10 protein-coding genes are annotated in these 16,963 nt (G+C 39.7%); 7 read left to right on the plus strand and 3 right to left on the minus strand.

All coding sequences use genetic code 11. The features are described from left to right. Positions 1-30: 30 nt before the first annotated feature. Positions 31-3,519, minus strand: a complete 3,489-nt coding sequence (gene dnaE / locus Q8907_03405; GenBank protein MDP4273309.1) for a DNA polymerase III subunit alpha — start codon at positions 3,517-3,519, stop codon at positions 31-33. A 444-nt stretch (positions 3,520-3,963) separates the two neighbouring features. Between dnaE and asnB the strand changes: the two genes are divergently transcribed. From asnB to Q8907_03440, 7 genes are all read left to right on the plus strand, one after another. Beyond that, positions 3,964-5,841, plus strand: coding sequence for an asparagine synthase (glutamine-hydrolyzing) (gene asnB, locus Q8907_03410; GenBank protein MDP4273310.1), 1,878 nt, complete (start codon positions 3,964-3,966; stop codon positions 5,839-5,841). 23 nt (positions 5,842-5,864) lie between these two features. Continuing rightward, the gene (locus tag Q8907_03415; protein MDP4273311.1) at positions 5,865-7,583 is read left to right on the plus strand and encodes a nucleotide sugar dehydrogenase; all 1,719 of its coding nucleotides are present in this window, start codon (positions 5,865-5,867) and stop codon (positions 7,581-7,583) included. Between the two features lie 5 nt (positions 7,584-7,588). After that, positions 7,589-8,899 carry an NAD(P)/FAD-dependent oxidoreductase gene (locus Q8907_03420; protein MDP4273312.1) on the plus strand — a complete coding sequence of 437 codons (1,311 nt, stop codon included), beginning with the start codon at positions 7,589-7,591 and terminating at the stop codon, positions 8,897-8,899. Continuing rightward, positions 8,889-9,869 (plus strand): polysaccharide deacetylase family protein, encoded by a 981-nt coding sequence (locus tag Q8907_03425; protein ID MDP4273313.1) that lies wholly within the window; start codon positions 8,889-8,891, stop codon positions 9,867-9,869. Before Q8907_03420 ends, Q8907_03425 begins: the two co-directional genes overlap by 11 nt. Before the next feature lie 47 nt (positions 9,870-9,916). Continuing rightward, positions 9,917-10,846, plus strand: coding sequence for a decaprenyl-phosphate phosphoribosyltransferase (locus Q8907_03430; protein MDP4273314.1), 930 nt, complete (start codon positions 9,917-9,919; stop codon positions 10,844-10,846). A gap of 66 nt (positions 10,847-10,912) precedes the next feature. Further along, positions 10,913-12,514, plus strand: coding sequence for a glycosyltransferase family 39 protein (locus tag Q8907_03435; protein ID MDP4273315.1), 1,602 nt, complete (start codon positions 10,913-10,915; stop codon positions 12,512-12,514). A gap of 75 nt (positions 12,515-12,589) precedes the next feature. Continuing rightward, on the plus strand, positions 12,590-13,738 hold the full coding sequence (locus tag Q8907_03440) for an acyltransferase family protein (protein MDP4273316.1): 1,149 nt from the start codon (positions 12,590-12,592) through the stop codon (positions 13,736-13,738). 98 nt (positions 13,739-13,836) lie between these two features. Here the strand turns inward: Q8907_03440 and Q8907_03445 are convergent, their stop codons facing one another. Both Q8907_03445 and Q8907_03450 read right to left on the minus strand, forming a co-directional pair. Beyond that, entirely contained in the window at positions 13,837-15,669 is a 1,833-nt protein-coding gene (locus Q8907_03445) for a beta-galactosidase (GenBank protein ID MDP4273317.1), read from the minus strand. A 100-nt stretch (positions 15,670-15,769) separates the two neighbouring features. After that, positions 15,770-16,963: glycoside hydrolase (locus tag Q8907_03450; GenBank protein MDP4273318.1), on the minus strand; the 1,194-nt coding region annotated here is incomplete at its 5' end.

Here is a 16,963-nt window from a genome sequence, read left to right on the forward strand (position 1 = left end):
ACAGGAATCACTAAATTTATTTTCATTGGATTATTGATTGATTTTGCATTCTATTTCGGGCCTTTCATCGAGATAGTGCAGTAACTTTTCAGTAAGGGATACCTTTACAGAACGTGAACGCAGTTCTACAGCCATGTTTTCTGCTGCATCCCATACATAAAACTTCAGGGCTATTTTCCCTTTTTCATCAGAAAACCCTTTTATTTCATCAATAAGCTGATCATTCACCTGCTGAAGAGGCACACTGAATGAAATAGATTTGATCATTTCATCTTTTACATCAGCCAGCATGGAGATGCTCTTAATCCTGACTTCCAGCTCGTTTTCGCGGTAACGTTTAGGCTGAACCCTTGCTTTTATAAGCAAGGAATAACCGGGCACAAAAAATTTGCTTCTGTCCACATAATCTTTTGAAAACATCATCAGCGTATAGGAGTCGGTATAATCTTCAATGGTCATCGAGCCATAAGGATTACCGGTTTTTGTCATGGCCTGCCTTACTGCAGTAACAATACCCGCGAAGCAAACTTCCCTCCCATTCAGTTCTTTGAGATCGCCATTAAGTTGTGAAAGACTTGCATTCGTGAAATGATTTATCTCCAGTTTGAATGTATCAAGCGGATGAGCCGACAAATACATACCGATCAGTTCCTTCTCCTTATTGAGCCGCTCCAGGGTAGACCATTTCTCAGCTTGAGGAATTTCAGGTTTTGTCATCTCAAAACCTGCTTCAGTCCCGAAAAGTGAAACCTGTTTCACATTTTTCTCCTGCTGTACCTTATTTCCGTAACGGATCAAATTCTCAAGGAAGCTGCTGCCTTTAGCATCGAGGGTAAAAAACTGGCTGCGGTCGATTTCCGGGAAGCAGTCGAATGCTCCTGAAGAAGCCAGGCATTCCTGATTCTTCTTGTTCACACTCTGAAGGTTAACCCGCTCTACAAAATCGAATATATCCTTGAAAGGGCCATTTGTTTCACGTTCTTCAATAATTTTACCTACGGCGGCTTCACCCACGCCTTTAATTGCGCCCAATCCAAAACGGATATTACCATCTTTATTGACTGCAAACTTAAAGCGGCTCTCATTAACATCAGGCCCCAGTACCTTCATGCCCATGCGTTTACATTCATCCATAAAGGTGGTGATCTTCTTTATATCCGTAATGTTGCGGCTCAGGACGGCAGCCATAAATTCTGCCGGATAATGGGCTTTCAGATAGGCTGTCTGATAAGCGACATAAGCATAACAGGTAGAATGAGACTTATTGAAAGCATATTGAGCAAAAGCTTCCCAATCGCTCCAGATTTTTTTAGCCACTGATTCTTCATAGCCATTCTTGGTACAACCCTCAATAAATTTGGTGTACATCTTGGCCATGACATCCTTCTTCTTCTTTCCCATGGCTTTACGCAGGGTATCGGCTTCACCCCTGGTAAAACTTGCAATAGCCTGAGAAACCTGCATTACCTGTTCCTGGTACACGGTGATACCATAAGTATCCTTCAGGTAATTCTCCATTACGGGAATGTCGTACTCAATCTTCTCTTTCCCAAGTTTACGGTTAATAAAACTGGGGATGTAATCCATAGGCCCCGGACGATAGAGGGCATTCATGGCAATCAGATCCTCGAAACGGTTAGGTTTAAGCTCCCTAAGGTTCTTTTTCATCCCGGGGGATTCGAACTGGAACACTGCCGTGGTTTCACCTTTACTGAAAAGTTCGAAAGTCTTCTCGTCTTCCAGGGAAACATTTTCTATATGCTCGTCTATTCCTTTCGATTCTTTAATATTTTCGAGTGCATCCTTAATAATGGACAATGTTTTCAATCCCAGGAAGTCCATCTTAAGCATGCCCACATCTTCAACGTGAGAACCTTCATACTGGGTGACCAGCAAATCCGTTTCGCTCGATTTACAGACAGGAATATGTTCCTTCAGGTCATCTCGTCCGATAATGATACCGCAGGCATGGATTCCCGTATGCCTGACGGATCCTTCGAGGGTTTCGGCATATTCAAGGGTCTTCCTGACCAATTCATCCGAAGAATTGCGGGCTTCTTTAAGTTCAGGCACTTCTTCATAAGCTTTGGCAATAGTGGTGCCGGGTTTTTCCGGAACCAATTTGGCAAGCCTGTCGGATTCTGATAAAGGTAATTTTTGGACACGGGCAACATCCCTGATGGCCATCTTTGCAGCCATAGTACCAAAAGTGATGATATGAGCCACATGGTCCCTGCCATATTTTTGAACCACATATTGAATTACCTTTTCCCGCCCGTCATCATCAAGGTCTATATCAATATCAGGCATGGAAATACGATCTGGATTCAAAAAACGTTCGAACAGCAAATCGTACTTAATAGGGTCAATCTGGGTGATGCTTAAACAATAGGCCACCACAGAACCTGCAGCCGAACCTCTACCCGGTCCTACCGACACACCCATCTTACGGGCAGCGTAAAGGAAATCCTGAACGATAAGGAAATATCCCGAAAAACCCATGTGCTTGATAACCGACAACTCGAAATCAATTCTTTCCTTAGTCTTGGGTTCCATATCCGGATACCTTGTCTTAGCCCCTTCGTAAGTCAAATATTCCAGGTAATCATAAGCTGTTTTAAACTGTTCGGGCAAAGGGAAATCGGGCATGATAGGCTCAATATGCAACTCATATATTTCAACCTTATCTGCAATTTCCTGTGTATTGGCAATGGCTTCAGGAATATCGGCGAACAATTCAGACATTTCAGCCGTAGTCTTAAAAAATTCCTGGCCTGTATAACGCATGCGGGTCGGGTCGTCAAGGTCTTTCCCGGTGTTCAGGCAAATCAACCGGTCATGTGCTGCAGCATCTTCCGCATTTACAAAATGGACATCATTGGTGGCAATTACCTTAATACCATGTTTCTTTGAAATCTCAAGCAAACCTTTGTTTACCTTCTCCTGCCGCTCATAAACCTCATCGTCAAATTTCGGGTCTCCGGTTTTATGCCTCATTAATTCAAGGTAGAAATCGTCACCCATCAATTTTTTGAATTCCAGGGCCCTTGCTTCAGCTTTCTCCAAATCACCGTTGAGAATATAACTGGGGATTTCACCAGCCAGACAGGCACTGGAAATAATAAGTCCTTCATGATATTTCTCCAGCAATTCCTGGTCAATACGGGGTTTGTAATAAAATCCTTCCACCCAGGCCAGTGAAATCAGTTTCATCAGATTATGATAGCCTTCCAGGTTCTTTGCCAGAAGAATGATGTGATAACCGCCACGATCCTCTTTATCACTCTGATCAAAACGGCTTTTATGGGCAAAATAACTTTCACATCCCAATATCGGTTTGATACCCTGCTTCTTGGCCGTGTTATAAAAATCTTTTACCCCGAACATATTGCCGTGATCGGTAATGGCCACAGTAGTCATTCCATCCCCCTGCGCTTTTTTCAACATCACGGGGATATTGGAAGCCCCATCAAGAATGGAATATTGTGTATGAACATGAAGATGTGTAAAAGTCGTCATATTGCAAGTTAGTAATTATCTGAAAGTTGATATAAAATGAGAAATAATTTTTCGTAGTCGTAAAATTACATAATAAAAAATGTAAAAAAGGGCTACAGGGAAATACTTATGAGAAAAAATAATTAAGAATCTTTTACACTAACACAATATTAAATATAAATATAATTTCAAAAAGGAAAATTTTCTTAACCAAAGAATTATGTAGATTTTCCTTCAATTCATCTACATATATTACTGTTTTCCAATCTATTACTAAATTATCAATTTCAATCATCGAACAATCAACTTTTAACCTCAGGAAAATGCCATTAGTCATTTTTTTGACTGAAACGCACGAATAAATTCTCTATAAATCAGTGTAGTAATCTAAATTTTTTTACCTTTAAATAACTGAAGATTTGCTGATCCTATATTTTTTCTCCAATCATAAAATTATTTATTACTATGTGCGGACTAGTAGGTTATATAAAAAAGCAAAACGGGGAGATTGAGCCGGAAATTTTAGAACAGATGGCTTCTAAAATTCAATACCGCGGCCCTGATGATGAGGGGATATTCATTAATAAAAGAATTGGTCTTTATCACAAACGTTTATCAATCATTGACCTGGTGACCGGTCACCAGCCCATGACTTTTGATAACCTCACCATTGTGTTTAACGGTGAGATATATAATTACATCGAACTACGCAACGAATTAATCAGGGAAGGAGTTACCTTCACTACAACTTCTGATACGGAAGTCATTTTGAAGATGTATAAAAAATACGGCCTGAATGCCATAGACAAGTTAAATGGCATGTTTGCCTTCCTTCTCTATGACAAGCCCCAAAACAGGCTTATAGCTGCCCGTGATCATTTTGGGATCAAACCCTTATATTTTTACGAGGATAAGGAAAATTTTCTTTTTGCCTCTGAAATTAAAGCTTTGCTGGCACATCCATCTGTAAAACGGGAAGCCAATTATCAGGCCATGCACGATTACCTGACTTTTCAGTTTGTTCTTGGCGAAAATACTTTATTTAAAAATATCATTAAAGTATTGCCAGGCCACTATCTGGTCATCAACCTGGACACCATGAGGTATAAATCAATCCAATACTGGGAGCCTAATTTTAAAATCGATCATTATCATACCGAAGCTTATTTTATTGATGAACTGCGCAGGTTAATTGAAGATGCCGTCAAGATTCAACTGCGAAGCGATGTTCCCCTGGGGACATACTTAAGCGGAGGGATGGATTCCAGCCTTGTTTCCATAATTGCAGCCCAAAACATCACGAATCATCTGAAAACTTTCACAGGTGCTTTTAATGAAGGCCTGGAATTCAATGAAACACGATATGCGCGGGAAGTAGCCTCACTCTGTAAAGCCGAACCCTTTGAAGTTTATCCTACAGAGCAGGAATTTATTGATTTGTTGCCCAAGCTAATTTACCACCTTGATGAGCCGGTGGCCGGTCCGGGATTATTCCCTCAATATATTGTTTCACGCCTGGCTTCAGAACATGTAAAAGTAGTTTTGGGCGGCCAGGGAGGAGACGAGATATTCGGGGGCTATGCCCGATATGTAATTGCTTACCTGGAACAGGCCATAAAAGGTGCAATATATGAAAGCAATGAAGAAGGAGAACATATAGTTTCACTTCAATCTATTCTCCCGAATCTCCCTTATTTATACAAGTATGTGCCCATGATGCGCCAATTCATGGAATCAGGGGCTTTTTATGACATGGACAGAAGGTACTTCAACCTGATCGACCGCAGCGACAGCTGTCTGGGCCTGTATAACGACGACTTTAAAGCCACACATAACAAAGAAGAAGTATTTTCCCGTTTCCAAACCATTTTCAATCATTCCGACACCTTGTCTTACTTCAATAAGATGACTCATTTCGATATGTTTGGAAGCCTGCCGGGATTACTTCAGGTAGAAGACCGGGTAAGTATGGCCGTTTCCCTGGAATCGAGGGTGCCTCTTCTGGACCGCCGCATTGTTGACCTGGTTTCCAGTATGCCTCCTTCTATGAAATTTAAAGGGGCAGAAATGAAATATATATTTAAACGTACAGTATCCGATATTTTGCCCAAAACCATACTCGAACGCAAGGACAAAATGGGATTCCCTGTTCCCCTTCATATCTGGGCAAAAAATGAAGCCTCCCATTTTTTCAGAGATGTTCTGCTTTCAAAAACCTGCAAAGAAAGGGGAATTTTTGATTGTGCCAAAGTAGAAAAATTGATAGACTCTGAACGTGAATTTGGCCGGAGTTTATGGGGAGTACTTTCGCTAGAGCTTTGGTTTAAACAATTCATTGATTAACTAAACCTAAAAATGTTTCTACTATGAACAGCATTCATAGCGCCAAAGTGCATGACTTGTGGCAAATTGAAAAGATCGGAGTTATCGGTCCGGGTATCGTTGGGATGCCTATGGCCGCCCTATTAGCCAATGCCAGAATAAAAACCGGCAACAATCACCCCGTTAAGGTTGTGGTGGTACAACGCAATTCCATAAATTCCGGATGGAAAGTCGATGCAATTAACCATGGACAGTCGGTGATCGGGGGCATAGAACCCGGCCTCAATAAAATTGTTTCAGAAACGGTTGCGGAAGGAATACTGAGCGCAACACATAATATAGAGGATATTCATGATGCCGACGTAATTCTGGTTGCTGTACAGACAGATAAAAAAGGCTTCGGCCCGGATTACGGGCCTATGTTCGAAGCTCTGACCGGCCTTGCCCAGGCTTTACAGAAAAAACCCAAAAATAAAAAAACGCTGATTATCTTTGAATCGACATTGGCCCCTTCTTCAATGACTACAGTGATTAAAGAACATTTTGCCAAATACGGGCTGATAGAAGGTAAGGATATACTGCTTGGGAATAGCCCCAACAGGGTCATGCCGGGGCGGTTGGTAGAAAGGGTGGCCCAATCGGATAAACTGGCCGGTGGCTTGCATCCGGAAACCTCTAAAATGATTTATTCCCTCTATTCCAATGTTGTCACTGAAGCAATTGTACACAAAACGAACAGTCTGACAGCCGAAATCGTAAAAACCCTTGAGAATGCCTATCGTGATGTCCGGATTGCTTTTTCCACCGAAATAGTAAGGTATTGCGACAAACATAACATTGATTTTTACCAGGTCAGAGAAAAAGTCAATTTGCTGGCCGGGCAAAACGACTCTGCAAGCTTCAATCCCAATGCCGTTCCCAGTGGGGCACTGCTGATTCCGACCATAGGTGTTGGCGGACATTGCCTGCCTAAAGACGGGATACTTCTGTGGTGGAGGAAAATAGAAAGTGGTGCAGATACAGCCCACAGCCTTATCCTTAATTCCAGAATAATAAACAATGCCTCTCCTGCAAAAGCCATCAGCCTGGCAGAGGAGAATTTCGGTGACATATCGGGTAAAAAGATTGCTCTATTGGGTACTGCCTACCGGTTCAACTCGGAGGATACCAGGAACTCCCCGACCCTTGTTCTTGCAAATCAGTTGTTGGAGAAGAACTGTTCCATCATACTGCACGATCCTTATGTAAAATCTACGGATCAAAATCTGCTTCGCTTTAACATGGATCAATATTTCACCAGGGATATGGAAAAGGCATTAAGGGAAGCCGAATATGCCTTTGTTTGTACTGCCCATAAGGTTTATGCAGAAGGTTTAGATTATATCCTTCAATCCGCGCCCAACTTAAAAGGATTATTTGATGGATGCAACATCTATTCAAAGAAAGACCTTGAATATAAAGGGATTAAACATGCAGGCATTGGGAAAGGAGAAATCTCTCCCTCCAATGCCTTCATTGAATTTGTTTACCAGTGTTTCCGCATCGTTGAGAAAGGTCTTGCTAACGAAGTCCTGAGTATGATAGAATTTCTAAACAAAAATTATGCAGACGGAGAATTTAACAAAGCTGATTTTAAAGAAGTTCAACGTTTGGCAGGCAGTTGTGTAACAGGATGTTTAATCGCCGAACCCGGTAAAATTCATCATACCAAAGATTATAAAGGTTTTATGCCCAAACTGGTTAGTTGCTCGTTTAAATCATAAAGGAAATGGGGAATTTTGCAGTAGTAGGCGGAGGAATTTTAGGAATGACAATAGCTCTGCGTTTATCTCAATTGAATCATCAGGTAACCATTTATGAATCAGAAGACAGTCTTGGAGGACTGGCAGGCTCTGTAAGGATGAATGGTTGCACCTGGGACAGGTTTTACCATGTCATCCTGATGTCGGACACCGCTACCCTTTCCCTGATCAAAGAATTGGGACTTGAAAATGAATTAAAATGGGTGGAAACCAAAACAGGTTTTTATGTGGGCGGCCGGCTTTATTCCATGTCAAACAGCCTGGAATTTTTAAAATTCCCGCCCTTGTCGCTTTACGGAAAATTCAGGTTGGGCCTGACCATTTTATATGCTTCAAAGATAAAAAACTGGGAGAGGTTGGAAAAAATTCCGGTATCCAAATGGTTGCGGTTCTGGTCGGGTAAAGAAACATTCGAAAAAATATGGTCACCATTATTAAGAGCCAAGTTAGGAGATATGTACACCCAGACTTCCGCTGCATTTATCTGGGCCACCATCCAACGCATGTATGCAGCAAGGCGCAGCGGACTGAAAAAGGAAATGTTTGGCTATGTAGAAGGAGGATACGCACGTGTATTGGACAAATTTACAGAAAAATTAATACAGAACCATGTTAGTATTAACTGCAATTCCCGTATCGTTCAGATTGAAACAGAGGATATGGGGAAAATTAGAATTACCACTGAACGGAATTATCAAAAAACATTTGACAAAGTTGTACTGACCATACCCTCTTCAGAAATCAGCAGAATTTGTCCCAGCCTGGAGGAGCAAGAGCATAAGAAACTGAAAAGCATCAATTATATGGGGGTAATATGCCCTCATGTTTTGCTCAGCAGGCCAATATCTCCATACTATGTCACCAATATTACCGATTCATGGGTACCCTTTACGGGAGTTATTGAAATGACAGCCTTAATTGATAAAAAAGAGACCAATGGAAAATCCCTGATCTATCTGCCAATGTATGTCAATCAAACCCATACATTCTGGGACCTGAACGAGGAACAAATAAAAAAACAGACGCTGGATAGCTTATTTAAAATGTATCCCTTTTTAAAACCAGATGAGGTGGAATATACCGGGATTTGTAAGGCTCCTTTTGTTTTCGGACTACCCGATTTAAATTATTCCCAAAAATTAATACCGGCAAAAACCTCAGTAAAAGGAATTTACATCATAAACTCATCATTTATAATGAATGGCACATCCAATGTAAACGAAACCTTACAGTTGGTAGATAAGAACCTTCAAACCGTCACCCAAAATGAAAAATAAACCAATTGCAACCCTGTCACTTGATTTGGACAATCAATGGTCGTACATGAAAATTCATGGCGACAAAGGTTGGGAAACTTTCCCCAGTTACCTGGATGTATTCGTGCCATACGTACTCAAAGCCCTGGATGAGCTCAACCTTAAAATTACTTTTTTTATTGTCGGACAGGATGCAGAATTGCATAAGAACCATGCTGCCCTAAAGATGATTATTGAACATGGCCATGAAATAGCCAATCATTCTTTTCATCATGAATCATGGCTGCACTTGTACAGCAAGGATCAGATAGAAAAAGAAATTGTCCTGGCGGAAGAGAACATCATTTCGGTTACAGGCCAAAAGCCAAGAGGCTTCAGAGGGCCGGGCTTCAGCTGGAGTCCCGATTTGTTATTCACCCTCAGTGAGCGGGGATATCTTTACGATGCTTCCACTTTGCCAACTTATATAGGGCCTTTTGCCCGGTTGTATTATTTCTGGACCTCTCATCTTACCAAAGAACAGAAAAAAGAAAGAAAAGGCCTGTTTGGTTCTTTCAAGGATGGTTTTATGCCGCTTAAACCCTACCATTGGCAGGTTAATGGAACGAATAAATTACTGGAAGTCCCGGTAAGTACTATCCCCATCTTCAAAGTACCTTTCCACCTAAGTTATTTGCTTTATATTAGCAGTTACTCCATCCTGCTCATGCAGGCTTACCTGAATTTTGCACTGTTCCTATGTAAACTTACGGGTACCCATCCAAGTTTTCTGCTTCATCCCCTCGATTTAATCGGTGGCGACCAGATCCCAGAGTTGTCATTTTTCCCGGGGATGAATGTTAAAAGTGAAAAAAAACTCCTCGTTTTTAAAAAAGTTATTAAACGGCTGAAAAAGCGCTATGATATTGTTACTATGAGTCAATTTGCAAAAACATACCAGGCCCAATCAGGACTGAGGGTAAAACATGTGGATCATCAGCCTGATGAATAAATATTTCTCTTATTTATTACAGTTCAATGCCTCAAAATATTTTAATTATGGAAAGTGTTCAGAGTGCAGAAGTACAAAATAAGATTTTGATCAAGAGGGTCAGCATTAGACCTCTTCTAATAAGCCTGCGGCCTTACCAATGGATAAAAAATTTCCTGGTTTTTGGAGGGTTGATTTTTTCCATTTCGTTGTTTAATTGGACAATAGCATTGCGCAGCATAGTAGCCTTTATAGCTTTTTGCTTTGCAAGCAGCAGTGTATATTTGTTAAACGACCTCCGGGATGTTGAAGAAGACAAGTTACATCCTTCCAAACGCCTGCGTCCTTTGGCTGCCGGAACTTTAAATACAGGTATAGCTATCACCTTCATGTTCTTACTCTTTTTTTCATCTGCAATCCTCTCATGGCTGCTTGATCCTAAATTTGCAGGAATTGTTCTGACTTATTTCATTATGAATATAGCCTATTCGCTTGGACTGAAAAAAATGGTTATAGTGGATGTCATGATCGTTTCGGCAGGTTTCTTGTTAAGGGCTCTGGCCGGATGTGTGGTAATCGGGGTTAAACTATCCCCCTGGCTTTTCTTATGTACCATGCTACTGGCATTATTGATGGGGTTTGGGAAACGGCGGCATGAGATTAATTTTTTGCAAAACGAAGCCCACAATCACCGTAAAAACCTTACAGAATATTCTGTTCCCCTTCTGGATACAATGATGACCATTTGCGGGGCAACAGCTATCGCCACCTATGCATTGTACACGATGGCCGATGAAACAATTGCCCACTTTGGGTCAAACTGGTTAGTGCTAACTACGCCTTTTGTATTATATGGAATCTTCAGGTATTTCTACCTGGTTCATCAAAAAGACGGAGGGGGTGATCCCACCAAACTTCTGGTTGCAGATATGCCTTCATTAATCAATATCTGTATCTGGGTGATTTGTGTATGTGTGATTATATATGGGAAATTATAAACCAGGGAATTGGAACTCCACCAAATCAATAGAAAAAAACATTTCAGAAATCTTTAAAAACATAACATGAAAGATTGGATCACAGATTTTAAAATCAGTTTTAAGGAGATTAGTACCCCTGATGCTATTCCTGCCCATTACCGTAAATTAGTATTTTGGTGTATTGTAGTAATGATACTGGCCATAAGGTTTTTGACTATTCAAACCCCAGCATTGGACCGGACAGTATGGAAAGAAATTGATTACATCAGCATCTCAAAAAATTATTTAGCCAACAACTTTAACTTTTTTCAGCCGACCATTTCATGGCCGGCCGAACCTCCCAATGTTACAGCCATGGAACTTCCGGTAATTCCATATCTGGCAGCTATACTCTATAAAATATTCGGATTTAATGTATGGACAGTCCGCTTATTACCGATAATCTTTTATTTGCTTATTATATACTATGTATACAAATTAACTTACGAATATTTTGGACCAGTAATCGGTTTAATTGCTGCCTTTATTTCGGGTATCCTGCCTTTAAATAATTCGTTCGGAAATGTACTGTTTTCTGATCCAGCAATGGTTGCCTTTTCCATTTTTACGATATTTTATTTTTCACAATGGATGAAATATGGCAAAAAGAAAGACAGGATTCTGGCTACCCTGGGATTTTCGCTTGCTGTAGCCTTAAAAATCGAACCCCTGTATTTGCTTTTGCCTTTGAGCTGGTTGTTTTTTAAAAAATATCGTCTGGATATCAAAAAATATAAAGTATTTATTTCCTTCATTTTAATCTCACTTATTTTACCGGTTTGTTGGTATTTATATGCCTATTTCCTCACGAATCATTCAATTGATGTATTTGGAATCTTTAAAGGGCATAACAAACTTCAAACTCTTACCATGTTATCTAATTCCATCTGGTATTTTAAAATGAAATGGAATCTTTCAAGTTTACTCGGACACTGGGTTGGATTAATTTTAATTTTTTCAGGAATGATCACAGCATTACTTCTAAGAAAAGGGAGCTTATTTTTCTTCTATTTAGCTGCTGTTTTTATCTATTTCATACTCGTAGCTGAAGGTAATATTGATACATCTTACAGGCAGTTTTGCATCATTCCTCCTGCTTCTGCATTTATGGCTATAGGTTCAACATCAATCACTTTGTTATTATTCAAAACCTTCAAAAGATATTTTAAAACCTTCTATTTTTCACCAGTTGTTATATTATGGGTTGCTTTGCTCATCCCCCTATTAATTCCAATACATAAATCCCACTATATATTTTTAAAAGATATCAACCAACCCGTAGAACAAGATCAGTGGGATTATGCGCAAATAATAAAACAATATGCAAGTCCAAAGTCAAAAATAATTACTACCGGTACTTATACCATGCATGTAGGAGGGAATGACCTCAGCCCGGTTCTTTATTATTACTCAGGGCTTAAGGGTTGGACTCTACAGAAAAAAAATCGTAACCTCAACAATGTAAATATACTGATCAATAAAGGGGCAGACCTTTTTGCAGCCATCTACATTCAAAGGGAGCCGGATATGATTGAGCTTATCAATCTTCTTAAAAGAGATCATGTTGTTCTTTTCGAAGATCAAAAGGGAGGGTTTATTTTACTTTCACTTAAAAACAAGTCTATTTCGAAAAATGGGAAAGATTGAAATGATAGCCTTCAAACGAATATTATAATTCAACTTACATTTTAGAACTGTTTAATGCAGGATAGATTCAACAAAATGACAGCCAATAAAAGAATAGTAGCGATTGATGCAGGAAGAGGCGCAGCCATGTTGTTTGTCTTTCTTTCTCATTTTGCTGAAGTTTATTTTCATAACAACCATCAACAGGTTATTTTAGAAAAGTGCTGGCATATCGGAATGGTAGCCTCTCCAACTTTTATGTTAATCAGTGGGATTGTACTGGGATACCTTTACTGCATCAACAAAGATAATTTTAAAAGAATTAAACTGAAGTTAATTGACAGGGGCCTGTTTTTACTCACGATCGGGCATGTGTTCATTTTATTTGCACATGTACCCATGACCCATGGGATCAGGAATGCCCTTCACTGGACTTTCATAACCGATGCCATTGCCTTAAGCATTATTACAGGGCCTTTAATCATCAGTTATTTATCCAAAGCCAAACGGCTTCTTCTTGGACTCAGTATTTATATCGTTTGCCTTTTGGTAATTTATTTTTGGCGACCTGTATCCACAATGATTTTGAATATTTTAGAAGAAGAATTAATAGGTACACTTCACAAATTTTTCTTTGTAGACAATTTCTCCATCCTGATCTGGTTTAGTGTATATCTTTGTGGCAGTGTCATTGGAGAAATAATCGGGGAACTTCATCTGGAACAGCGGGATTATAAAATCAAAATATTCCTGTCTCAATTAGGTATATTGTTAATTGCAAGTGCAATTGGGATAAAATTTATTTATCATTTCCTTCTTTCAACTGGGGTTAAAGAAAATTTCTTCTTTCTGTCCAACTTTTTCCAAAAAAATCCCCCAGGCCCAACTTACCTGTTTTTTTACGGAGGAATCGGTTTGCTTATCCTGACATTCCTATTCTGGCTGGAAGAGAAAAAATGGTTTGGCCATCTGCTCAATATTCTTTCAAATATTGGCAAGGCCTCACTAATCATCTTTATAATTCAATATTATGTTTACTTTTCAGTGTTTGAAATTTTACATCTTGCTTTCACCAAACTCTGGCTAATTTATTTTATTCTTTCCGTTGTGTTTATTATACTTTGCGGTAACTACTGGCTAAAGAAAAACTACAACAAATATTTTACAATAATCAACCTGGGTAAAGAGCTGAAAGAACTGATCAAGAATACCTTTAAAATATGGAAAAGAATTTCAACAGTTTAATTTTAAAAGATAATGCCCATCCTAGTAATCAAGGATAAAAAAATCTCTTCTCAATAATTCATAAGAAGAGATTTTTCAATTTTTAATATTTGGAACAACTATTCGGTTGCCAGTTTATCGAGTATGGGTTTTGAAATACCTTTCAGAACAGTTTGTCCGGGTTTAAGAAGTTCGAGCACAATTACTTCATTATCTCCTTTTTTCAGCCATTCAGCAGGTACGTAAAGAGTTTGCTGAGGTCCTACAGACCAATAACGGCCAAGGTTATGTCCATTTACCCAAACGCAACCCTTGCCCCAATTCTGCATATCAAAATAAGTATCGGAAACTTTGGTCAGTTTGAGCACACCTTTGCGTACAACAGGTTGGTTTTTAGCTGTCTTTTGTAAAACTTTGGGTGTAAAACTTGTCTTATTATTGAAAGGCAGGCTATACATCTGCCAACCCTTCAGCTCTTTCCCATTAAAAGTAACGCTTTGGGTAATTCCTTTCTTGTTGTCCAGCAAATAGGGCCCAAAATTGATACGTCCCAGATTTTCAACAAGAATATCAAGAGCTACTTTACCTTTAGGCAAAGTCATAATCAAACTATCCTGTTTAAAACGGCGGTCAAGTGTTCCAACTCTTTCGCCATTGACATAAATCAAACCATAATCACGTAATTGGTTAATCTTCAACAATCCCTGCACTCCGCCATTAACAACGGTATGATAAAGTACAAATCCATAATCCTGGTTAAGGTCCTCAAAAGTCAAGGGTTTAATGTTTTTAACAGGTAGAGGTAAAAGTTTAAACAAACTTTGAGCCGATGTAAATTTTACAGGCTGGGTAGAGATCGCCTCTCGTGATTTGGGGATATCAGGCAAAACGGTTCCTTCAGGAAGGTTTTTCTGGATCGCCTGCCTGAAGGCCATAAACTTAGCAGTAGGATTTCCGGCCTCATCCAGGGGGGCATCATAATCGTAACTGCTGATTTGAGGTTCATAAGGATCTTTCTGGTTACAGTTTGCACCATTCATGAACCCGCGGGTAGTACCGCCATGAAACATATACATATTGATGGAAATGCCATTTGCCAGAACCTTGTCAAGTTTTTCCGCATACTGGTCAGCAGGTATGGTATGATGTTTTGTGCCCCACCAGTCAAACCATGCAGGATACCACTCAGAAATAAAAAACGGCCCTTTCCCGTCATGATTTTCCCGAATAAGTTTTTTCACTTCATCAGGTTTGTCAAGGCCGTTCACTGCCGGTAATAATCCTGGTAAATGACCATTTGAGATGGTACTGGCAGGATCACAGGTATACAGAAGTCCGTCGAAACCGGCATCCTGAAAAATCTTGCGGTTTATTTCCAGATATTCCTTGTCATTGGAATAAAAACCATATTCGTTCTCAACCTGAACCATCAAAATATTTCCGCCGTGATTTATCTGATAAGGAGCAAGTTGTTTTCCCACCTGGTGGATATAATTTTTATATGCCTGAAGGTATTGAGGCTCTTTGCTTCGGACCACCAGGCCTGGGATTTTTTCCAACCAGTAAGGATAACCACCGAATTCCCATTCAGCGCAAACATAAGGACTGGGGCGAAGAATAACCCAAAGCCCTTCTTCTTTTGCAATACGTACAAATTCAGCCACGTCGTTGTTCCCGGTGAAATCGTAATGACCTTTCTGCGGCTCATGAACGTTCCAGAAAACATAAGTGCCAATGGTATTGATACCCATAGCCTTGGCCATTTTCATCCTGCTTCTCCAGGCTTCCCTAGGAACACGCGGATAATGCATTTCTCCGGAAATGATCTGGAAGGGTTTATTATCAAGCAGAAAAGTAGAATCTCCCAGGCTAAAAGTATGTTGTGGGCTTTGTGCAAAAGCCAAACTACTGATCATTAGCAGTGAAAAAAGATATAGAATGCGTTTTTTCATAAAAAGTAAATAATTAAAATGTTAACATTTATAGAGCGTAAAAATATACTCAATTCATAAAAAATAAGTAACTGAGCTTATTAAAAAGTTTAGTCAATTATTATTTTTCAACAAAAGTAACTATGCTCCGTGCCGGAATTTCATATTTTCCTTTTGATTCTCCCTTAAAAGCCAAATCATCGGATTGGGAAGTTTGATATATTTTATACTTTGAGGATGAGCCGGCAGCACTAATATGAACCTGCTGATTATTTTCTGAATAATTGATGGCAACCAGCACGGTTTTCCGGGTAGTTGTATCAAGAAAAGCAGAGACCATTAGCCCTTTTGCCCTATCAATCTCAGAACTTTGATCATTCCGGCTTATTTCAATCCGTTTCATGCCCGGACGGACAAATCTGCTGAAATTTCCCAATGCCCATAATAGTTTTGAGGAATGATAGTTCCCATCATTTTTGCAATCTGCTCTCCTTACAGGAAAATTATTAGCCTCATTTTTATTGGAATCGATATAGACAAGACCGTCCTTATAATCGCCCTCCGATAAGGCTGTCCACCATTGCCAGGAAGAAGCGTTAGCCAGAGTCAGGTCAAAGTGAATGATCCGGGCAACATAAAGAGCAGTATTCATAGACAAATCACGGCCAGGGCCACCGCCAATGTCATCATTTTTTTCCATGACACAATATTCTGTCTGCCAATAATCAAAATCAGGTACCAAGGATTTCATTTTTGCGTGCAAAGCCTTTCTTTGTGTAATAAGCGTATTTAAATCCCATACAGACCAATATGAATGAGATGTAACACAAGGATTCAAATAAGGAAGGCGGCTTATTGAAAATATTCCGGTATCAGTAAATAATTCAGCAATCTGATTATCCCTGCAAGGGTTTCCGGTATTTGATTTGAATAAAAACTTAATATCTCCGGCTTCACCAAAAGCAATTTTACAATTTGAATGAAGGTTGGACAGTTCACGATTCAAATTATAAATCAGGATGGAACATTCTTCATTGGTAGCAGGAGTCCCTTCCTGCGAATTGCCGTTCCAATCCCACTGGGGTTCATTAATCGGGCTCAAATAATCAAATTTGAAATGAGTTCCGACTTCTGCCAGGAAATGGGCATAATCCTGATATTTATCAGGTTGAAGATTCAAGTGTATTCCGCCTGAGGACCTGGCCATATTGTTTTTAGCAAAAAAATAAGGAGCAGCATTGGTAAATCCAAGGATCTTTTCAACTCCGCGTTTCCGGGCTGCTTCTAAAAACCAGCGTTGACCTTCCTGTTTGGA

The sequence above is a fragment of the Bacteroidota bacterium genome, assembly GCA_030706565.1.
In the GTDB taxonomy this organism is placed as follows: domain Bacteria; phylum Bacteroidota; class Bacteroidia; order Bacteroidales; family JAUZOH01; genus JAUZOH01.

Bases quoted from the DNA above. Each gene is read 5' to 3' on its own strand.
- dnaE (MDP4273309.1), bottom strand. From the start codon at position 3,519: ATGACGACTTTTACACATCTTCATGTTCATACACAATATTCCATTCTT.
- asnB (MDP4273310.1), top strand. From the start codon at position 3,964: ATGTGCGGACTAGTAGGTTATATAAAAAAGCAAAACGGGGAGATTGAG.
- Q8907_03415 (MDP4273311.1), top strand. From the start codon at position 5,865: ATGAACAGCATTCATAGCGCCAAAGTGCATGACTTGTGGCAAATTGAA.
- Q8907_03420 (MDP4273312.1), top strand. From the start codon at position 7,589: ATGGGGAATTTTGCAGTAGTAGGCGGAGGAATTTTAGGAATGACAATA.
- Q8907_03425 (MDP4273313.1), top strand. From the start codon at position 8,889: ATGAAAAATAAACCAATTGCAACCCTGTCACTTGATTTGGACAATCAA.
- Q8907_03430 (MDP4273314.1), top strand. From the start codon at position 9,917: ATGGAAAGTGTTCAGAGTGCAGAAGTACAAAATAAGATTTTGATCAAG.
- Q8907_03435 (MDP4273315.1), top strand. From the start codon at position 10,913: ATGAAAGATTGGATCACAGATTTTAAAATCAGTTTTAAGGAGATTAGT.
- Q8907_03440 (MDP4273316.1), top strand. From the start codon at position 12,590: ATGACAGCCAATAAAAGAATAGTAGCGATTGATGCAGGAAGAGGCGCA.
- Q8907_03445 (MDP4273317.1), bottom strand. From the start codon at position 15,669: ATGAAAAAACGCATTCTATATCTTTTTTCACTGCTAATGATCAGTAGT.